Raw genomic sequence first — 21412 nt, 5'->3', positions numbered from 1 at the left:
AGAGTTGGCAGGAGATTTAAAAGAGAGTAAAAGTAAAGGTCGAAATATCTACAGAATAATCCTATGGATTGCCGGTTTGGCTTCTTTGTTTGTGTTTTCTTTGGTTATTAACCAGCCGTGGATTCTTTTTGCTATAACCATTGTTGCTCTTTTGAGTAAAGAGTGGTTGTTGGCTTTTATCATTACTGGTATAAGAGGAACAGGTATTTTTGGGGCAATGGGAGAAGTTGAAATGTTGTGGGTTACATTATGTATATTTTTTATATTCATTTGGGGTCTTTTCAGATTCTTTTTTGACACGGATAGATTTTTGAGAAAAAAGGTGCGAAGTTTACACGCAACTCACAATCGAGAAGGGTAAAAATTAAAAAAACAAATTTTTAGTATCATTCTTTTAGTTTCCCGTACCACAAATTATATAGGGGGGAACACATATGAAAATTAGAACAAAGTTAAACTTTTTCGTTCCAGTAATAGTAATAGTTGGGGTTATAAGTATAATTCTTGTATCTATTTTTTATCAACAGAAGGTTTATGATTTTCAAAATGAAAACTTTGTAGAACAGGTAAATTATAGTTACTTAAGCGAATTAAAAAACCTTGAAAACTCTTTAAAAAGAACTTTAGATTCTATTTTGGCAAATGAAGACATCACAAAAGCTTTTGCAGAAAATGATCGTCAAAAGCTTCAAGAACTGACCCTTCCGATTTGGAACACGCTAAGGGAAAATAATATTGAGCAATTTCAATTTCACAAAAACTCTGTTACTTTTTTGAGATTACATGACACAGGACAATACGGTGATGATTTGAGTTCTTTCAGGGAAACAATAAATCAGGTAAACAAAACAAAAGAACCTACTTCAGGCCCTGAAATTGGAAGAGCTGGATTAGGTTTTAGATATGTAGCTCCAGTGAGTTATAACAATGAATTTCAAGGTACAGCAGAATTGGGTTTATCAATAAACAAGGAACTCTTAGAGAAAATCGAAGGAGACTCTGTCCTTAAAATTTTCGATAATGACTTAAGTGGTGAAGTAGAAATTTTTGAATCAAATAAATATGATCTTTCTTTATTCACCAACAATGTAGAATCAATAAAATCGGGAAATGATTTTTTCTACGATATAAAAGATAATTATTTAATGGCTATGTTCCCCCTAGTAGATTTTAGTAATAAAGTAATAGGATATGTCGGGACAAAAATAGATTACAGTGAAATTATCTCTAACAATAACAACGGGATATTTTTTTCTATAATTATCAGTTCTGCTATTTTGATTATAATTATTTTAGTTACTCTACTTATATCAAGAAAACTAGTTAAAGAAGTTAATTATTTGAAAAATAAAGTAAACGATTTTTCAAATGGTAATTTGGTTTTGGACTTTTCTGACATGAATTTAGATAGTGAATTTGAGATAATAGCTAACTCAATCAAAGAAGCAGTGAATAAGCTCAAAAATTCAATGATGAAAATAACTCAAATCTCTCAAGACTTTGGAATTTTAAGTGCTAATCTCGCAAGGTCTTCACAAATTTCTAAAGAGCATTTGGATAACACTAGTCAAAAAACAAAGGACATCAATTACAATTCACAAGATACAGATGAGAGAATTCATGAGGTACGTCAAAGTATTGAAGATTTAACCACTGCAAACGATAATCAGGCAAAATCAGCACAAAATCTAAACGAAATATCAAATGGAATACACCAAAGTTCAGATGAAGGAGTAAAAAATATTGAAAGAATGAACGAAATGTTGTTCGAAGCTGTAAAAAAAGCTGAAGAATCAATGAAAAATTCAGAAATCCTATCCAAAAATTCTGAAGAAATAAAAGAAATAATAAACACAATAGATAGTATAACTGAACAGACCAATTTATTAGCTTTGAATGCTGCCATAGAAGCAGCTAGAGCTGGCGAAGCTGGAAGAGGCTTTGCTGTAGTAGCGGATGAAATACGAAAACTTGCAGAAGAAAGTAAAGAAGCCACAGAAAACATAGCAAAAATAATAACTGATCTAATTGTAATATCTCAAAAAACAAATCTTTCCAATAAAGAAACATCAAATCTCATAGAAAAAACAGAGGATGAGTCTCAAAATGTATTGGGACAGTTTGAAGAGATGAATTCAAGAATATCCGAAATGAACGAAATAATTGAAAATTTCTCTGCCAATACTGAAGAAACAACTGCTACAGCAGAAGAAATAAGTTCAAACATGAATTCTGTTTCAAAAATGGTCGATCAAATAAGAAATAGTGTCGAGGGTATTACTAAAGATACGGATATTCTATCCAAAGATAGTGAAAATTTAGTTAATGTTTCAGAGCATGTTTTTACTGGACTTAATGCACTTATAGAAACTGTATCAACTTTTAGTTTATACAATAACGAGGAGAAAATAAAAGAGTTTGAAAAAGCTATAAAAGCTCATCAAAATTGGGTTGATTTATTTGAAAAGAAGTTAAAGGATCCTAATATTGATTTAGAAAGTAATCCAGAGAGATGTAGTTTCGGTATTTTTTCAAAAACATTTCATATCGAAAAAGAACTGTCTGATGATTGGGCACAGCTCTTAAGATTACATTCCCAATTGCATAAAAAAGCTGAAGAACTTGGAACAAGAGAAGATAAACAAGCACTGCTTTCTGAAGTAAAAAGGATTTCAAGTGAATTGGAAAAAGGCCTACAAAATATGATAACTAAACTGAAATAAAAATGTCTCTATGTGTAATACCACGTAGCTCATACAATCGTGTGGCAGGAGGTAGATGATTGAATCATCTACCTCCTGCATTCTTTTGTTTTTTAAAATTAATTTTGTTTAATGTTGTATTTTCTTTTTATCCTTTTGATCTCGTCCCGGTACCTCGCTGCTTCTTCGTATTTTAATTCGGAGGCTGCTTCGTACATTTTTTCTTCAAGCATAGCCAAGTAATCATCCGGAGAGAGGTTCTCCTCTACAGCGAATATATAATCTTCTTCTTTTACCTCGTTATCTTTGAATGGTGCAAACATGTCTTCGGGTAATTTTTTAATGATACTTTTTGGAGTGATGTTGTTATCTATATTGTATTGAATCTGTATTTCTCTTCTTCTGTTTGTTTCATCGATGGCAGTTTTCATCGCCTCCGTTATTCGGTCGGCGTACAGTAATACCTTACCTTGAACGTTTCTTGCAGCTCTACCAATCGTTTGAATCAACGTTGTTTCAGACCTTAAAAATCCTTCTCTATCTGCATCCATTATGGCAACAAGAGAAACTTCCGGTAAATCTAACCCTTCTCTAAGTAAGTTTACACCAACAACTACTTCAATTTCGCCGTTTCTTATTTTTTTTATTACCTCTGACCTTTCAATTGTATCGAGTTCAGAGTGTAGATATAGTGATTTAATGCCCATTAGGTTCAAGTGGTCTGAAAGGATTTCTGCATCTTTCTTCGTTAAAACCACCGCTAGAGCCCTTTCTCCTCTTTCTACAACCTCTTTTACTTCGGAAATGAAGTCGTCTACTTGCCCTTCTGTCGATTTTACTTCAACCTTTGGATCTACAAGTCCCGTAGGCCTGATTATTTGTTCAACTATTTGGTCTGATACTTCCATTTCGAATGGCCCCGGGGTAGCTGATACAAAGATAATTTGATTGGTTCTTTCCAAAAACTCTTCGAATCTTAAAGGTCTGTTATCTAAAGCTGACGGCAATCTAAATCCGTAGTCAACTAAGTTTTTCTTCCTCGCGTAATCCCCTCTGAACATTGCCCTTAACTGTGGTACCGCTATGTGAGATTCGTCAATAAAAGTAACAAAATCTTCATCGAAGTAATCCAAAAGTGTCCATGGAGAGTCTCCAGGATTCCTACCATCGAAATACCTTGAATAATTTTCTATCCCTTTACAGTATCCCAATGTTTGAAGGAATTCTAAATCTTGTTTTACCCTTTGCTCTATTCGTTGAGCTTCTAAAAGTTTACCTTCCCTTTTGAAATATTCTATTTGGGTTTGCAGATCGGCATTTATTCTTTCAATAGCTGAAAAAATCTTTTCCTGACTGGTTACAAATTCTTTCGCTGGATAAATAGTAATTTTATCAAATTCTTCTATTATGGTTCTGTTGAATACGTCAAGTGCTTCGATCTTTTCGACTTCGTTATCGAAAAAAGTTACCCTTATTCCAAAATCTTCGTAAGGAGGGAATATCTCTAAAACATCACCCTTCCATCTGAACGTTCCACCGAGATAATCTTTTTCTTGCCTTGTGTATTGCATTTTACCAAGTTTAATTAAGATTTCTCTTCTAGAATACTCTTCATTCACTCTCAGATAAAGGTTTATGTTTGAAAAGTCATCGGGATTGCCCGAGGCATAGATAGCTGAGACGCTTGAAACTACAATTACGTCTCTCCTTGTTAAAACTGATTTTAACGTTGAGAGCCTCATTTTAACTAAAATATCGTTTATGTCTGCATTTTTTTCTATGTATATGTCTCGAGAGGGGATGTAGGCTTCTGGTTGATAGTAATCGTAATAACTTATAAAAAATTCGACTCTATTTTCCGGGAAGAACTCTTTGAATTCGTTGTATAGTTGAACGGCTAAGATTTTATTCGGAGAGAGAACTAAAGTTGGTCGATTCACGTTTGCAATAATATTAGCCATTGTATATGTTTTACCAGATCCAGTAACGCCCAGTAAAGTTTGGAACCTATAATTTTTATTGATCCCAGAAGAGAGTTCTTCTATTGCTTTTGGTTGATCGCCTTGAGGTTCGTATTCGGAACGAAGCTTAAACATGATAAACACACCTCCATCAAACCTCTGCTTTAAATTCTAATATATTAGAATCTAAAAGTGAATCCTGCACTGATTTTAAAATCATTTGTCGTTTCGATATTTCCTACTTCTTCTATGGGGAATAGGAAATTATATCCCGCTTCTATGTATAGTCCAGAGGTTTCGTTTATATAATAACTATAATCTATAACTGGTGATAGTTTAAAGTAAACAGCGGATGCGTCATCCGAAGCTGTAACACTTTTCACCCCAACTAAGATCCCCAATAAAAGGGTTGCGTCCGTTTCTGATAGATAGTTAAGATAACCTAATTTGAAATCAAAATCTCCATCAAATGTGCTTTCATCGAACAAAAATACAAAAGAGAATCCAGTATATAAGTGTTCATAGTTATCGAATCCAGCTTCGAACCCGACACCGTTTTTTTCAAATCCTTCGTTCACGTAATATATTCCTGTGATGGTTCTTATTGGAGAGAGAGTTGGATTTTCTAATACGTAAACATTTTCATCTCGGTAGTTGAAATTTTTTGGGGCTTCGAGTATCTTTAACAAACTGTTGTTATCCCAGACTTCTTCGGCTATCAATTTCCCACCGTGAAGGTCATAGAACTCTCCATTCAATTCTTTAGTGATTACAAATTCAAACATCATACCTTCTCTTATTCCAACGTTTCTGCCAGCATCTATATGAACATATTTATTTTCTATAGATATAATATTGGCTTTTATTTTAAAAAGTTTGTTCAACTCCGTAGAAATAGAAGAGGCAAGATTATTGGTAGCGGATCTTCTTGAATAGTATATCGCTTCAAAATCACTTGTACTAGCATTTATGTATGAGGTGCCACTTGAAGTGAGAAGTTTGGAATAGATGTTTTCTCCTGTGGAAATTTTGACGACGTTGACCTTCGCTAGTATACGGTACTCCCACCATATTAATTCTTCGGTTTTCTCTAAGTTAGGGAAGCTTTCAAGTATTTGAATATAAACTAAAAAATCCGCATCTAGATTTTTCTTCATGTAATCTTCATTTTCGAGCATTTCTCTAAGATTTTCTAATAACAGATCATCTTTTGATAATACCTTATATTTGCCTTGTTCTTCGAGATCATTTTTTAAATATTGTTCTAACAAAGAACCAATACTGGAATCACCTTCTGTGTAAATCAAAAAACTTCTTCTTAGATCGATAACTTCACTAGACTGAGAAAATAACTGCAATAAAAAGATTGAAACAAAAATAGATAACATCAGAATCCTTTTCAATTTTCATCATCCCCTCAATTTTATTTAAATAGATGAAATCTTTTCAGCCAATTCCTTTTTCCCGGTTTTTATAGCACATTTATACAATTGCATCTTTTCATTGAATATTATACCAGCTTCCAAGAGAGTTTTTTCATCCAGTAAAACAAATTCGTCAAAATTGCCTTTAAAAGCTTCTTCTCCATTTTTTAACAGCAGTACGTTAGGTTTCAAACTGGCGAATTCGTCTATCCAATGGGTTGATATTATTATGGTCTTTCCCAAGTTGTGAAGTTCTTTTATAAGGTTGAATATAGAAGTTTTTGTTACGTAATCTAATCCAACAGTGGGTTCGTCAAAGATTATATAATCAGGGTTATATGAGAGAACAGAGATAATAGCTACCTTCCTCATTTCTCCACCTGAGAGTTCGAATGGATTTTTTTCGAGGTATGATTCCGGTAACTTTACCAACTCTAAATAATACTTTAGTAAATCATCACTTAGTTGAACCCCAAAATTTTTTGGTGCAAACATTATTTCTTCCTTTACAGTGGGAAGAAAAAATTGGGATTCAGGGTATTGAAAAACTATGCCTATCTTCTTTCTGATATCTTTTATGTTGACCTTTTTGTCTTTTGTGGATAATCCCTCAACTAAGACTCTTCCTTGTTGGGGTAGAAGCAATCCATTCATTAAACTTATCAATGTAGTTTTCCCAGATCCTGTATGTCCAACGAATAACCACAAATCCCCTTTTTTTATTTCCAGATTTATATTTGCTAGGGCTGTCTTTTGAAAAGGTGTATTCAATGCGTAAGTAAAACTTACATCTTCAAACATTATCGACATATTTCATCAACCAACTCTTTTAAATCAGCATTAAATTGTCTTTTTATTTTTTCGTTGAAAGGTAGTTCAGATTGAATAACGTTACTTTTGTAAAATTGATCTTTCTCCCCTTCATAAACAATCTCTCCATCGTTGAGAGCGATTATTTTGTCTACATGCTCCAGGTCAGAATAATGATGAGAGGCAATTATGATCGTTTCTCCTATTTCTCTGAGATTGCGTATAACTTTATAGATTTCATTTCGACCTTTTGGATCTAACATGGAAGTAGGTTCATCCATGAGTATAATCTCAGGTTCCATTGCCAGAATGGAGGCTATTGCAAGTCTTTGTTTTTGCCCTCCAGATAATGCATTTGGGTCTGCGTGGTTCAACCCTTCCAACCCTACCGTTGAAAGTGCCCATTCGATTCTTTCTAGCATTTTTTCTCTTGGGACCCCTATGTTTTCTAACCCAAAGGCCACATCCTCTTCAACCGTGACCCCTATAATTTGATTTTCAGGGTTTTGAAAAATATAACCGACCTTTATTTTATTATGTTCATCTAATTTTTGGTCTTTGATAATTACTTCTCCCTCTTGAGGGAATAAAATACCACATAGAAGCTTTAGAAGCGTAGATTTCCCACTTCCATTACTCCCAACTAAACCGATAAACTCGCCTTTTTTGACGTCTAAATTTATATTCGTTAGTACTTTTTTTTCATAATAACTGAAAGAAAGATTTTTGCATCCAAAAAACATCTTAGCCCCTCTTTATCGAAAGATAAACTCTAAAACCTCCGGATTTTTCCAACTCTTTTACGTTGCCAAAAATTTGTTCCATGTAACTTTCTAATGCTTTCCCACCCTTATTGTGGTAAGCAACTAAATATATCTTGCCATTTTCATTCAAATGGTGATAAGATTCTTCGATTAGTTCATGTAATACTTCTTTACCTGCAACTATTGGAGGGTTGCTAACAATAACATCGAAGTAGTCATCTTCCCATGGTTTGAATAGATTTCCTTGTTTGATCACAGCGTTCACGTTGTTATTTTTGGCATTTATCTTAGAAAAATCAACTGCTCTGTTGTTTACGTCACTCATATACAGATCTATGTCCGGAAACTCTCTTTTTAAGGATATACCTATTACACCATATCCGCATCCCATGTCCAAAACTTTTTCATTTGTTAATTCTACTTTTTCGATTAATAAAATGCTTGCCCTGTCTATCCTTTTCTTTCCATACACTCCAGAAGGGGCTTTAAAAAGATACTTATGCCCATTTTTTAATATTAAAACTAATTCTTTTACCGTTAGTTCTGAAGTTGGGTTTTCGGTGTAGTAATGCTCAAAAGAGGGTGTTCTTTTGATTTCTTTTTCTTTTACAGGGTTCAGATCGTTATTAACTTTTTTTATTACTTCGTCAACTTTCATGAAAGCAATATCTTCAGGACCGTATATTTGAACATCTTCATATTCGTTATTATTTTTCTTTTTTTGAGTCAATTTATTCGTACCTCCAAAATTATTAAAGATGGCTGGGTAACCCTGCTGCACATAGAAATCTCCGCTTATGGCTGCTCCCTTCCAGGCCTGACCAGTTTCGCGGGTTCCTATTGCGCAGGACCCAGCCTCCTGTAATGACGCTTTCATATTATATCATTTCATTGTTGAAAAATCAATTAATCTTGTTAAAAGCTATGTTAACCTTAAAAATCATCGGGATTTGCCCCAAATCTTTTACTTTGATCTAAATTGTCTATTATCTTCATTTCTTCCTCTGTTAGTTCAAAGTCGAAAATATCAGCATTTTCTTTTATCCTTTCCTTGTGCACAGATTTTGGAATGGTTACCACCCCATGTTGCAAGTCCCATCTCAATACTATTTGTGCGGGAGTTTTTTTATACTTATTTGCTATATCAACTATCTGAGGTATGTTTTGAACTCTTCCTCTCATTAATGGACTCCAAGCCTCTAGCTGTATCTTATTTCTTTGACAGAAATCCAAAAGATCTCTTTGCAGTAAGTATGGATGAAATTCTACTTGATTCACCATAGGGGTAATTTCACAGTTGTTTATTATATCTTGGAGATGATGAATTAAAAAGTTACTCACACCAATAGCCCTTACTCTACCTTCCTTATACAGCTTTTCAAGAGCTTTCCAGGTTTCTATATATCTTCCACTTACAGGCCAATGAATTAAGTATAAGTCTAAATAATCTGTTCCCAATCTTTTTAATGAATTTTCAAAAGAGTTTAAAGTACTTTCAAAACCTTGGTTCGTATTCCATACTTTGGAGGTTATAAAAATTTCATCTCTCGGTATTTTACTTTGCCTGATTGCTTTACCTATCTCTTCTTCGTTTTCGTACATTTCTGCAGTATCTATCAATCTGTATCCTATACTTAAAGCGTACTTTACACCCTCTATCAACTCATCTCCATGGGCTTTGTACGTCCCATAGCCCAACCAAGGGATTTTCACTTTATTGGCTAATTCTGTGTTATCATAGATGCTTGTAATTCTCATAGATCAACCCCCTTGTTTCAGTTTTTTATCTTGATTTTGTTTTTTTTCATTCAACTTCAAGTAGCAATCTCTACAGACGGCGATATATTTTTCAAATCCCCCAACATCTATTTCTCCACCATTTTCAACAATCTTGTAAGATATTGTACCTCTATACTCCCCACATTCATGGCAAACGGCTTTCTTTTTAATTACCGTGTCTGCATGAGCCATTAAAAGTGAAGTAACTTTGAATGGATTATTTTTATAACTCAAATCCAAACCAGCACAATAAACATCCTTACCTGAATTGATCATCTCGACAACAACTTCTCTAAGGGGCTCGTCTAGAAACTGAATTTCATCTATAAAAACCGCTTTTTCGTCTCCATCAAGTTTAGGCAAAATTTCAGCGGAGTTATTGATGGGAATGGCTTTAACAGATGTATTAGAGTGGGATACAATGTAAGTTTCATTGTATCGGTTATCTAACAAAGGTTTGAAGACTTTTATTTTCTTTTTACCAAGTGTGTAAATTTCAATGAAAGAGATTAATTCGGAAGTTTTGCCAGAATACATAGGTCCAACAATTACTACTAAATTACCTGTTGCCATATTAAAGTTTCACATCCCTTTTTCATTAGTTTTAATTAAATTTTTCGGATAGTAGTTGATCAATCTCATCTAAAGACTCTTTCCACAATGTTTCAATTCCAAAATCATTCAGAATATCCAAGGAAGGGGTTCTAAATATAAAATAGTCCTTGTAATTGAATCTTCCCACGGAAACAACGTAGAGCACATACGAAGCAACCGCCTTGATAGGATACCATTTGTATAAGAAGAAAAAGTTTTTCAAAAAAACATCATACAAGCTTTTAATATTCACATCTTCTATCTCGTAATATTCGTAAAGAACTTCATCAAAGATCCTCATGAACCTGGCTGGTAATTTGTTGGGGAAAAAATGCTTGTCTAACCTGAAAACAGTGGTGTTCCACTCTTTTTTTAATAAAGCTGCATCGATCAAGGTTTCTATTTTAGTATGTGATTTGCCAGTGTTTCTTTCTATGATATTGATTCGTGGATGTATTTTCATATCAAGATAAGAATGTAGGTATAAACCTAAGGCATACTCTGGACTTTCCTTTTGAATCTCTCTTATTAACCTTGTCAAATCAACATTATGCAACGTTTCACCAATAATGTGATATTTGGGATCAGAAATATTGTAATAAAAGATATCTGGCCCCATCAATCCAAGGTTAAACATCTTCACATTTTTTAAACTGTTTGGAAAAATCTTATGACCGAAGATAATGTGTGTTAAGTATCCTGGCATTCGTTGACTCCTTCATATGCTTTCTCGTTTTAATTTTATCATATTTTTGAAATGGTTTGATACTTCTTTTTTCTGTGAAAAATATAAATAAATTTAAGCTAGCCCAAAACAATTTCGCAGAACGTTTACAAGAAGCTTTCTTATTCAACATAGTATTATTTCCCATTATTGCCTGTGTAAAACTTCATTTTACCTCGCCTTAATTACCTGCTATTTTCGAAAGATTATCTTCATTTTTCTTTTTTCTTAATCCCAATAATTTCTTTTTTATAGTCATGTGAGGAAAGAAAATTTGTTGAAATAAATAAGTAAATAATGTTACCATCTTTTTAATTTTTTCAATCTCCGACTGATAATTTTCACTTAATAAAGTTTTTCTATTATGCCAATCTTCTATCAAATATCAAACTTTTGTCTTGCAAGGAAACACTATATTTTCTAAATTGTGCAATATAAGGCTTTTCATCTGAAAGTAATTGGCTATGAAAAATTTTAATTTCTTCTCCATAGCATTCTCTCTCAATACTTTTCTATCAAAAATTATTATCTATAACCTGCAGTTCCAATTTCCTAATGCAGAGAAGAAGTTTTCCTCCTCAAACTCATCTTCTGTTTCTTTTCATAAATATCTAACGAGTGGAAATGCTTCCTCAAAAGCCCCTATTTTTCTAAATTCATTAGCTTTTTGTACCTGTTCTGTTATATATATTCTCTACGTTTCGACTATTTGTTAAGGACATCATTAGTTGTTTTGAAATGTAATTTGGCTACTTTTCTGAGAATATCTTCTCCATATGTGGCAACAATCTTCTTCCCACTTTCTATAACTGTCTGCGATACACCTTTAGACAAGTTTATTTTATATTCATTTGATAGTTTAGATAGTTTTTCTAAAAACCTTGCTCGTGCTAGAATCGATGCTGCTGCCACAGCTATGTTTTGTTCAGCTCTGTGCATCTGTATAAGTCGCAGGTTTTTACCTCTTTCTTGAAGTTTACTAAGGATAAAGCTTTCGTCTGCAAATTGATCAGCGATTGCAACCTTACAATCAACCTTTGAAAGAACTTCCTCTATAGCTTTTGCATGTCCCCAGGCAAGTAAGGTATTTAGATTTTTCTTTTCCTTTTTTAACTGCTCATATAAGTTATTGTATTTTTCCGGGGATATTTCAATAATCGCAAAGCGCCCTTTACATATTTTAGTTACTTTCTGGGCAAGTTCTAAGTTCTTAGCATCGCTAAGTTTCTTACTATCCTTTACGCCACATTCAATCAATTTTTTTGCAGATTGCTCATCTACATAGACACCAGCGCTAACTAAGGGTCCGAAAAAATCGCCTTTCCCCGATTCATCTGTGCCGATAATAGGGAATTCTAGTCCAACATTTTTATTTAAATTTTTTGAACCAGATGGTATTCCTTTACTTTCTATTAAAGTTTGGATTTTTATCACATTTGCTTTACTATTAAGTTGCGAATAATCGATTTTCAAAACATCCTTCTTGTTTTGATAAATTCTAATTAGTCCAGACCAGTTAAGAGTAGAAACGGTAAACTGCACACCATAAGCGATTTCTTTACAATCAGATACATTGAAATTGTTGCTTTCTAGTGCGGATCTTATATGTTTATAGCTCTCAAGAAGTTTATTTTTTGGCTGCATACAACTCATTCCTTATTTCGAGGAAATAAAGAATAAAGGTCATTGAAATAGTCAAATATTTCTTTTGTATCATTAAATATCTTGTTGACTATGTCCTCTGATTTTTCTTGCGAATCAACTTTGGTAATTTTACTCTCGTCACTATGCATCATAAAGTTTCTGTTCGTATCGAGACACACACTAATTCTTGTGAGCATTGTATCTGCATGTTTTTCTTTTTCACAAATAGCTTTTCTTTTTGGATTGCTTCTATCATTCAGACTGGAGAAATTTGCATTTTTTGTATTGAAATACCCTGCTTCGAAAAGCCCTATCCCAACAAGAAGTTTTTTTACAAAACCCTCAAATGCCTTTGATGCAGGCATTACTAAAGGGGAGAACTCAGGTAAAGGAATTTTAGTTAAGCAGAGACATTCGGAAGCTACAAACCATTTTCTATCATAAGTCTCAAGATAATTATAAACAATGCCTATTTTTTTCTTTACATTATCCTCAGCTATATCTATGAGCTCAGGAGTATATTTAGCTGCAAAAAACTCCAAATTCTTTTCGTCGCTTGATATGAATCTGGCTATCACGTCCTTCTCTGATGGGTTAGCAATTCTTTCAATCAGGTTACAGCAATCCTCAAAAAGCTTATCCATTTTCCCTTGAAGTAATAAGGTGCCATTATTGTATTGGGTTAAAGTTATAGAAAAATTGTTCCTAGCAATTTTAGCCCTATATTCAATAGCAGGGCTTGGATTTTCGGTAATTGCCACTGTTGCTTCAAGATTGTTTAAAGATTCTTTTATTTTTGTTCTGAGTCCAAATAGCATAATATCATATCTTGTCGCGCACGGTTTGATCTCTGTTATCTCATCTCCAAGAAAAGACTGCGGATTATCTTCATAACGAGATTTTAGATTTTCCATTTCAATCTTCAACGAGTTTTGCTTACCTTGAATGAGTACTGTACCTGTATTGTAGATTATTACTATTGTTCTCTCGGAATAGTTTGAAATATCAAGTCTCAAATTTCTTTTCTCTACAGTTTGTTTGACTTGGTAGTTTTTACTATCACAGTAATCGGTAAACACTTTTGCTATCCTATCAGTATTTGAAACAGATTTAGACATATCTTAAACCTCCTCAAACAATTCTATTACTCCCTTTAAAAAATATAAAACAAGCTTGAAACCATAATTCTAGAATTTGAAAATTTTAAAAATACTTCCTTCATTCTAAGTTTCATCAGATCTGTTTTAGTACCTCTTAGCACGCAATCGGCCCACAAAAATAGAGAAGTTTTTGCCTTGTTGCCCTTTTTAAATCAAAATCTTATTTTTAAAAATTTTTTATTTCTAAAATTTCGTTAATTTTATGTTTTTAATCTCTTTTATTGCCTACCTCTGAAGGCATAGCCATGAGGTTCCGGCGTATGTGAGTTTTCACCATAACAATAGCAAAGGTGAGACTGCGAGATTACAAATAGCACCAAAGGAGTATATATGCACTGTTAGAAGGATTAAATTATACTTATACAAATAGGTTTTTTTCTGAGCTATAACATCATTTATTTAGTGGCATAGGATAGAAATATCGACCATTTTCATCGAGTATATGTGATTTCGTTACCTTTTCATACCATCGTTTAAAATACTTAACTGCATAAGAAGGTTTCTTGTAATCGAACATTTTTTTAAACTCAAGTACCAATCCGGAGGGTTGAACTGTGTCAAGATGTTGATATTCCATCAATTCATCGAGTCTAACTTTATCTTTCTTTTAAGGTTGTTAGGATTTTTTAATAGCAAGTACGTTGTCATTTTTTATCTCTTTCCTAACGGTACATGATTATTCAATCCTTTGTTCCTATTTCGTTTTTCCTAACCATAATTTTGTGAAACGAACTAAAGTATAACTTTCAAAGAACAACGGTTTTGATTGAAGAATTCTATCAAATTGAATTTTACTTTTATAGCATATAAGCAGCATATTCACAGTTATAACACAAAATAGTAATTTCTGTAAGAAAAGTGAATTTTATATTCTGTGTTGTATGATCAATTCTGACAAAACTATACAAGAAAATAAAAGGTTTCAACAGCAACGGGTAAATGGCTCATTCGAAGACCACCTCTTTGGTTTTTGATATTGATATCACCCAACATCTTTCAGAGTTGAAATCAACTCTTGAATGCTTTTAAATCTATATTTCTCAAAATCTTCTTGATTAATTCGTTTGAAAGTCCATTTACTTTTTATAATTTTAGTAGCATCTTCACACCACAATTTCATTCTTTTATCTTTATGTTTAACATCAACGTCTTCCCTACCCTTTGTTTCAACAATCAAATGTTCGTTTTTGTTTGTTAATATGACGAAATCCGGGTAGTATAGCTTAAGATTCCCATCAGAATCTCTATATTCTACAAAAAAACCAATTTTGGGAACTATTTTACTAAACGCTAACACATCTTCAGCTCTGTCTAAAAACTTGGCAAAATCCAATTCAAAATTGTTATCGCAAGGAACATAGTTGAAGATGCATCTATCAGCAGGATAAACCATTTTTGATGAGGGAAAAGGTGGCGTGTCTGAAAGTCTAATAAAATATATCTTTTCTGGCTCCTTTTCTATAAAAGTCATATCTTTGAACGCTTCTACAAACAATCTTGTTAATTGTTCCTGAACCTCAGGAGTACTCAGCTTATAAAGAACTCTTGGGTCATCGAGGTCAACTTTTTCGCTGAATAGTTTTTCGACGACATATTTTTTTACGAGTGGGTAAAAACTAGAAAATACTCCTCTTATTTTCAACTGCTTAAGTATCTGGTCTGTATAATAGGCAATAACACTTTTTGAATCCTGCGGTACAGGCAAATTCCATTTTCTTTTTATAATTTCCATTCCTTTTAGCATATCTACAGCTACATATTCCATTTCTAAGATTTTGTTTTCCAATGGTATTGCAACCGGAGGTAATTTGTCAACCTCAACTTCATCCAATTGAAATTCCCTTAGGAGAATCCTCGGAGAGAGCATCGGAATCTCGATATCTTTATCAAGTTTATTCTCATCTACATATATAGTTGTTAAATTAAGTGATTTTCCAGTATCGAACTCAGCGAACTTGATACCCTCTTGGGTTTCTAATTCCTCAAGAATATCCATCAAACCTGGTGGTCCAATAACTTCAAGAATGTTTATTGATTTATCAACATTTGCATCTTCTTCAGGGAACATTTTTCTTAAACCTCTCCCTATAACTTGTTCCGGGAGCACCTTCCTTTTTGATGTGTACGATCGAAGTCCCACAATCACATTTACATTTCTAACGTCCCATCCCTCATTTAACATCATTGTGCTTACTATTGCTTCGTATGGATTTTTTTCAGGATCTGGATCATCAATTGTCTTTGCAAACTCTCTCGCTTTAGATAGATCTGCTTTTTTAACTTCTCCAGTGCTATTTGTATGTATCAATAATACCTTATCTTTAAGGTCTGGAACAGCAGAGTTCAGATACTCATATATCTCATCTGCCTCTTCATTTTCTGGGCACTGAAAGAACAGTACTGGCTTTTTTGATAAGGGCTTTAATTTATCCTTGTATTCCCTCCATCTTCTTATTCCCGCATCAATCCAAGCTCTGTATCTCTCAACTGTTTTTTTAGAAGCAATTTCTTTAGCACCCTTTACAAGCCCCTTCAGCGGCAATTTCACGATGTTCATTTCTATGGCTTCTTTCAATGAAAAATCAACAATGACCCATGGAAATAAAGCTCCATTTTCAGTTTTGGGCGTGGCAGAAAAATCGAGTTCCATATTGATGCCTTTGCCATATTGAGAGACCAAGTCTTTGTTAAGTTCCAAAAGTATCTTCTTCCATGCCTTTTCAAAACTGTATATGTGGTGGGCTTCATCTTTCAAGATCATTATATTAGGGCAAGTGGTAAGAACCTCTTTTATCCTGTTTTCCTGATAGATATCGGAAACATTATAAACCTCGGGCAATTCCATAACTTTATCTATATACTGCTCTACTTCTTTCTTTTTACTCTCCCTTTGTTCTAACTGTTGAATATTGGTCAAAAACAACACTGCTTCTGGAATTATATGGATTGGATCCTCCTTAAGGATCACTTTCAAGTCGAACTCCTCTTGCCACTCAGGAGGAATAAGCGGCAATTCTCGGAAAATCTTGCCATCTTTGAAATCTCTTGTCAGCCTATCATAAATTACATTTTTTTCTCCTGCTATGAGCAGATACTTTGAGGTATAATCATCTTTGCTCTCTTTTTTATAATTGAAATACTGCCAAACAATGCTCAATGCCATTACATAGGTCTTACCAGAACCTGTAGCCATTTTGAAGGCATAAAGTGGATATTGATCATAGGAGGGGTCATAACCTTGTATAGGTCCAGCACCGAAATCCCTTGCTATATCAATGAAATCCCGTTTTTTCATTACTTCATAAACGTAAATCAGCGTTTCAATAGCTTCCCTCTGGCAAAACCAGAATTGAAAGAGCTCTTTTTCTACCAAATGGTCTTCTTCAAACCAGAACTGCAAGAGCCTTTTTGTTGTGGGCGTAACTTTTGGATAGCCTTCTTCTCGCCATGTGTATACTGCTTTTCGAAGTTCATTGACTAAATATGCCTTACTTGGGCGTCTCTGTTCGGGTTGTAAAAGATCAGTAGGTCTCATTTTATCATCACCTTCAAAACCTTATTCGTGTCATTCCCAAAAACATCCACCACCTTAACCATTATCTGGTATTCGCTTGCTTCATCATATTTGTGTTTTGCCTCATAATCGACTTTAGGATTCTTTTTCACCCTGAAACTCTGCCATTGATTGTGAAAGGTATCGCCTTTGTAATCCCAATCAATTGCCCAGTAATCTATGAGTTCCCTTGAGTCTTTTACTTTGCTGGCAATCTCTGCGAGTTCTCCTGTGGGTGGAATTTGAAAATCAGTGATTTTCAGTACAACTTCATTTCCCTTCGTTTTAGTATCAATTTCGAGATATGCAACCTCTGGGAATTTAATATATTTGGCTAATTCCTTCTCTACCACCTGATCTGGAATCTTTAATAACTGCAAATCAAAACCAACAAGCGAGGATTTTATCTCATTCACAGAAGGAAGCTGAACAAGCCGTAATTCGACTCCATTTTCCTTTGCTCGTGCTTTGGCGAGTTCGTTAACTTCATAACTCCACTCCCAGCCAAGAGCATCTGCTTTGTTGAAATCATTGGCTCTGCACTCGATAACCATCTTTTCCACTTCTTCCATCGTAACAGGTGCGTTCAAAGGTCCGATATGAACGGCCCTGTCTCCTTTTCTGCCATGTAAATATTTAAAACCAGTTAAAGGTTGTGCCTGATAAAGTTTGAGCATAAAATCAAGATACTCATCTTCTCTCTCCTGCCAGTAAACTGTCTCATAATTTCCAATGTTCCAGATTTCAAAAGGTCTTGCAGGCTGACCATATTTGTCTTGAGCTTCTGTCTGTAAATCCTTTGAATTATGGATATCTAGAAGCCTTTTTCTTGTAACTTGTATTGCAAACTTGGATAAATCTGAGCCTATCCACCGCCTGCCAAGTTTTTCAGCAACCGCTAAAGTTGTACCTGAACCACAGAAAAAGTCTGCAACGATATCACCTGGGTTAGAGGAGGCAAGGATAATACGTTTTAAAAGGGCTTCAGGTTTTTGGGTATCGAAATCTAATTTTTCATTCCAACTTTGAATTGTAGATATTTCCCATACATCCCTTAATCTCATTTCTTTTGTTTCATCGAGGTATTGTCTATGATAAGATCCATCCAGATGCTTATAGTGTTTATAATTTCTACCTTCTTCATCAACCATAGAAAATTTCGCTTTTGTTTTTTCGGTCATAGGTTCAGCAGCTTCCTTTTCGTTAAAAAAGAATTGCTCAGTCTTACAATAGAAAAGAATCATATCATGTTTATGTTTAAATCCTTTCTTGGGTGCTCCTGTGCCTTGATAGGACCAAATAATATCATTTACGAAATTATCCCACCCAAAAATCTCATCCATCATCACCTTTACATAATGACCAACATGCCAGTCTAAATGAACATAAATAGAACCATTCTCAGCCAGTAAATCCCTCATTAAAACCAGTCGCTCATACATATATTTCAGATAAGATGCAATTCCACCGCTCCAAGTATCCTTATAGGCACGTTCTTCTATAATGGAAGGCTCTTTTTCTATTTTCTCCTCCCCAACTTTTGTTTTCACAGAAAAATCCGCACCTGTGAAAAATGGCGGATCTATGTAAATTAAATTAATCTTTCCAGCCCAGCCTTGCTTTATCAACGAAGACATCACCAGTTTGTTATCTCCCCAAATGAGTAAATTCTTCCAATCCTTTGGATAGTTTTCAGGATATTTATCCTCTGGAAAAAGTGGAAGCGAATTTCTTCCTTTGGCTCTTGGCTTATTCACCGTCTCAATAGTCTGAAATGGAAGATTTGGTTTTTCAATGGGCATCTTTTCACTCAAGTCAATTTTGTTATATTTTCCTGCCCATAGGAGTTCTACATATTTTTTGTTAGGAGTTTTATTGGCTGACATCTCTTCTTGCCTCCTTTTTTAACTTTAGCACTATTATGTTATATCTGTATGCTATATTTCTTTTTTGAAATCTATGGGTTCTAAAACCATTTTCCTGTATCCCTAAAATCCTTGGTATTTTTATCATCAGCAAGAGTAGAATAGTTAAAACCCATTTCTTTTAAAAAATCGCTTCTCTTCTTCTGAATTTCACCGCCACCAGCACCCATATATGCCCCGCGTCCACTTCGATAGGTGCAGTGTGTAAGTATCAGCACTTCTTTACTTCTGGTAATAGATACGTATAACAGTCGCCTTTTCTCATTAACAGTCTCTATATCCTCAGAACCCGGCATTAAATCGTTTTCCAATCCTGGAACTATTACCACAGGTGCTTCAAGACCTTTTGCTTTGTGCATTGTCATAATCCTTACGACATTCTCTAACCCTTCATCAGTTGGCTCCAGATCAAACTCCGTGGTTTGAAGCATTGCTATCAAATCGTCCACGTTTTCGATAGTTTTTTCCTGGATCAGTCGAGTTAAAAATTTGTATATCTCAGCCATTGCCGATTTACCTTCGGGTTTAATACCAAATAACAGTTCGATAAGCGTTAATAGATCTTCTTGCACCCCTTTTAGTACCTCCAAACGCTCAGCAAGTCTTCGCCAAGCTGACACGATTTTACTTCTAAATCTAGGTAGATTGTATTCTCCCGAAGCAACTCCCCTCGCACCCTCTATTAAGGCAATACTATTTTCACTGCATAAGTCACGCAAAGCTTCAACAGCGGAATTCCCCATACCTGCTTGAAGATCAAGCCATGTTCTTAGAGCTAATGCATCATACTCATCACTGAGCAGTCTCAATTCAGAATATGATAATCTAACTGCTTCATCATCGAGTGGCTTTTTGTTCTCAATATTTACAAAAGGAATTTCACTCTTATCTAATTCTTCTGCGATTAAGTTTCCCAAATTCTTTCTTGAAAGTAGGATAAGAATATCAGACCATTTATAGCCGTAATGAGCATGTAAGCCCTGACATATATTCGCGATCCCAATGGCTTCTCGTCGTTGCCCTGTGAAGTTTAAAACCCTTATATTACCTTCTGGAGCGTCTGGTTGTGACTTTAATTTTTTTTCTTCCCTATCTCTGTCATTACTTATCAGCTTATTTGCAATATCTATAACTTGTCTCGGACATCTTCTACATAATTCTATTTTGAATGACTCACAAGGCTTGAATCTTTCGGGAAAACGTCTAATACCCTCAGGATTGGCATGACGTAAACTAACATATATACTCTGATCATCGTCACCCGCAACAAAGACCCTTGAACCTGCTTCAGCTAAAGCGTAAATAACCGCTTGGTCACATCTATTTAAATCCTGATATTCATCAACAAGCAGGTATAAAGGGGCTATTTCTCTTGCAATAATCGGCTCTCCCTCTAACATGTCTTTAAATTTGTATGGAAGTTCCCCTCTAAGCGTAAAACTATAAAATTGACGTAATATTTTGAGTTTTTTCTCAAACTCAATATTTCTATTTGTTTCTCTCCAATCAGGGTTATCAATTGATAAAGTATTCCATGCGGCGTTATATTCTTCTAATAATTTTTTTACACCCCTGAAATTCATGTTTAACATTTTTGCAAGTTCACGAATAATTATCTTCTTCTCCTCGTAATCATCAGCTATTCTTAAAGGTCTTTTTATGTCATTGTATATGGGTCGCTTCATCATCATCGCTAAGGCATAAGAATGTAAAGTGCGAACCGAAGGAAGATCTTCTTCTGATAATTTTAGCTCCTTTATTAATCGTTCACGAATTTCATGAGCCGCAGCACGTGTAAAGGTTATAACCACTATATCTTGATTTTTAGCCAATTTCTCTTCCTCTAAATACGCAACACGGTGAATCAGGCATTTTGTCTTACCTGTTCCTGGCCCTGCCAAAAGCCTAATTGACTTCTCTGAATCGCAACCAACGATAGGTCTTTGCTCATCAGTTAAACCTTCATACCAAACCATTTTGGCAACCTCTTCAATTCCTTAAGTGTCGAAAACTTCATCCATCATCACCTTAACATAATGCCCTACATGTCAATTTAAATGTACATAGATAGAGCCATTTTCGGCCAGCAATTCTCTCATCACCAGTTTGTTATCTCCCCAAATGAGTAAATTCTTCCAATCCTTTGGATAGTTTTCAGGATATTTATCCTCTGGAAAAAGTGGAAGCGAATTTCTTCCTTTGGCTCTTGGCTTATTCACCGTCTCAATAGTCTGAAATGGAAGATTTGGTTTTTCAATGGGCATCTTTTCACTCAAGTCAATTTTGTTATATTTTCCTGCCCATAGGAGTTCTACATATTTTTTATTTTCAGCCACGCTTTTCACCTCTATACTACATTTTGACGATCTTTT

The 21412-nt window shown here is 34.5% G+C and carries 16 protein-coding genes and 1 other RNA gene; 2 read left to right on the top strand and 15 right to left on the bottom strand.

All coding sequences use genetic code 11. The features are described from left to right. The first annotated feature begins 4 nt into the window (after positions 1–4). Complete coding sequence (locus BZ25_RS04015; RefSeq protein WP_121515279.1) at positions 5–361, top strand: hypothetical protein; 357 nt, start codon at positions 5–7, stop codon at positions 359–361. Between the two features lie 73 nt (positions 362–434). Next, positions 435–2723 (top strand): methyl-accepting chemotaxis protein, encoded by a 2289-nt coding sequence (locus tag BZ25_RS04010; RefSeq protein ID WP_121567392.1) that lies wholly within the window; start codon positions 435–437, stop codon positions 2721–2723. Positions 2724–2821: 98 nt separating this feature from the next. On the opposite strand, the gene uvrB is transcribed toward BZ25_RS04010, so the two are convergent. From uvrB to BZ25_RS03930, 15 genes are all read right to left on the bottom strand, one after another. After that, positions 2822–4798, bottom strand: a complete 1977-nt coding sequence (uvrB, locus tag BZ25_RS04005; RefSeq protein WP_121515276.1) for an excinuclease ABC subunit UvrB — start codon at positions 4796–4798, stop codon at positions 2822–2824. 44 nt (positions 4799–4842) lie between these two features. Next, entirely contained in the window at positions 4843–6066 is a 1224-nt protein-coding gene (locus BZ25_RS04000; protein WP_121515275.1) for a hypothetical protein, read from the bottom strand. Between the two features lie 24 nt (positions 6067–6090). Continuing rightward, the gene (locus BZ25_RS03995; protein WP_121515274.1) at positions 6091–6897 is read right to left on the bottom strand and encodes an ATP-binding cassette domain-containing protein; all 807 of its coding nucleotides are present in this window, start codon (positions 6895–6897) and stop codon (positions 6091–6093) included. Further along, a complete protein-coding gene (locus tag BZ25_RS03990) occupies positions 6888–7640 on the bottom strand; it encodes an energy-coupling factor ABC transporter ATP-binding protein (protein ID WP_121515273.1) in 753 nt (250 codons plus the stop codon). Before BZ25_RS03990 ends, BZ25_RS03995 begins: the two co-directional genes overlap by 10 nt. Position 7641: 1 nt before the next feature. Next, on the bottom strand, positions 7642–8319 hold the full coding sequence (locus tag BZ25_RS03985; protein ID WP_012209304.1) for a class I SAM-dependent methyltransferase: 678 nt from the start codon (positions 8317–8319) through the stop codon (positions 7642–7644). 99 nt (positions 8320–8418) lie between these two features. Then, positions 8419–8518: signal recognition particle sRNA small type (gene ffs, locus BZ25_RS03980), an RNA gene on the bottom strand. 76 nt (positions 8519–8594) lie between these two features. Further along, the gene (locus tag BZ25_RS03975) at positions 8595–9419 is read right to left on the bottom strand and encodes an aldo/keto reductase (protein WP_121515272.1); all 825 of its coding nucleotides are present in this window, start codon (positions 9417–9419) and stop codon (positions 8595–8597) included. A gap of 3 nt (positions 9420–9422) precedes the next feature. Then, positions 9423–10013, bottom strand: coding sequence for a thymidine kinase (locus BZ25_RS03970; protein ID WP_012209302.1), 591 nt, complete (start codon positions 10011–10013; stop codon positions 9423–9425). 31 nt (positions 10014–10044) lie between these two features. After that, positions 10045–10740, bottom strand: coding sequence for a hypothetical protein (locus BZ25_RS03965; RefSeq protein WP_121515271.1), 696 nt, complete (start codon positions 10738–10740; stop codon positions 10045–10047). A gap of 723 nt (positions 10741–11463) precedes the next feature. Continuing rightward, positions 11464–12402 carry a ribonuclease HIII gene (gene rnhC, locus BZ25_RS03955; protein ID WP_121515270.1) on the bottom strand — a complete coding sequence of 313 codons (939 nt, stop codon included), beginning with the start codon at positions 12400–12402 and terminating at the stop codon, positions 11464–11466. A gap of 5 nt (positions 12403–12407) precedes the next feature. Next, positions 12408–13520, bottom strand: coding sequence for a type II toxin-antitoxin system RnlA family toxin (locus tag BZ25_RS03950; protein ID WP_121515269.1), 1113 nt, complete (start codon positions 13518–13520; stop codon positions 12408–12410). A 1024-nt stretch (positions 13521–14544) separates the two neighbouring features. Beyond that, on the bottom strand, positions 14545–17097 hold the full coding sequence (locus BZ25_RS03945) for a DEAD/DEAH box helicase (protein ID WP_121515268.1): 2553 nt from the start codon (positions 17095–17097) through the stop codon (positions 14545–14547). Next, positions 17094–19001, bottom strand: coding sequence for a site-specific DNA-methyltransferase (locus BZ25_RS10370; RefSeq protein ID WP_199676840.1), 1908 nt, complete (start codon positions 18999–19001; stop codon positions 17094–17096). The genes BZ25_RS03945 and BZ25_RS10370 overlap by 4 nt, the downstream gene beginning before the upstream one ends. A gap of 80 nt (positions 19002–19081) precedes the next feature. Further along, entirely contained in the window at positions 19082–21016 is a 1935-nt protein-coding gene (locus tag BZ25_RS03935; protein WP_121515267.1) for an ATP-dependent helicase, read from the bottom strand. A gap of 72 nt (positions 21017–21088) precedes the next feature. Beyond that, positions 21089–21376 (bottom strand): hypothetical protein, encoded by a 288-nt coding sequence (locus BZ25_RS03930; protein ID WP_121515266.1) that lies wholly within the window; start codon positions 21374–21376, stop codon positions 21089–21091. Between the last annotated feature and the right edge of the window lie 36 nt (positions 21377–21412).

The organism is Petrotoga sp. Shatin.DS.tank11.9.2.9.3, assembly GCF_003665005.1.
Taxonomy (GTDB): domain Bacteria; phylum Thermotogota; class Thermotogae; order Petrotogales; family Petrotogaceae; genus Petrotoga; species Petrotoga mobilis.
This window is presented reverse-complemented; position numbering and strand designations above follow the sequence as displayed.

Coding starts and splice junctions, on each gene's coding strand:
- BZ25_RS03945 (WP_121515268.1), bottom strand. CDS start 17,097: ATGAGACCTACTGATCTTTTACAACCCGAACAGAGACGCCCAAGTAAG.
- BZ25_RS03965 (WP_121515271.1), bottom strand. CDS start 10,740: ATGCCAGGATACTTAACACACATTATCTTCGGTCATAAGATTTTTCCA.
- BZ25_RS04010 (WP_121567392.1), top strand. CDS start 435: ATGAAAATTAGAACAAAGTTAAACTTTTTCGTTCCAGTAATAGTAATA.
- BZ25_RS03950 (WP_121515269.1), bottom strand. CDS start 13,520: ATGTCTAAATCTGTTTCAAATACTGATAGGATAGCAAAAGTGTTTACC.
- BZ25_RS03970 (WP_012209302.1), bottom strand. CDS start 10,013: ATGGCAACAGGTAATTTAGTAGTAATTGTTGGACCTATGTATTCTGGC.
- BZ25_RS10370 (WP_199676840.1), bottom strand. CDS start 19,001: ATGTCAGCCAATAAAACTCCTAACAAAAAATATGTAGAACTCCTATGG.
- BZ25_RS03935 (WP_121515267.1), bottom strand. CDS start 21,016: ATGGTTTGGTATGAAGGTTTAACTGATGAGCAAAGACCTATCGTTGGT.
- rnhC (WP_121515270.1), bottom strand. CDS start 12,402: ATGCAGCCAAAAAATAAACTTCTTGAGAGCTATAAACATATAAGATCC.
- uvrB (WP_121515276.1), bottom strand. CDS start 4,798: ATGTTTAAGCTTCGTTCCGAATACGAACCTCAAGGCGATCAACCAAAA.
- BZ25_RS03990 (WP_121515273.1), bottom strand. CDS start 7,640: ATGTTTTTTGGATGCAAAAATCTTTCTTTCAGTTATTATGAAAAAAAA.
- BZ25_RS03975 (WP_121515272.1), bottom strand. CDS start 9,419: ATGAGAATTACAAGCATCTATGATAACACAGAATTAGCCAATAAAGTG.
- BZ25_RS03995 (WP_121515274.1), bottom strand. CDS start 6,897: ATGTCGATAATGTTTGAAGATGTAAGTTTTACTTACGCATTGAATACA.
- BZ25_RS03985 (WP_012209304.1), bottom strand. CDS start 8,319: ATGAAAGTTGACGAAGTAATAAAAAAAGTTAATAACGATCTGAACCCT.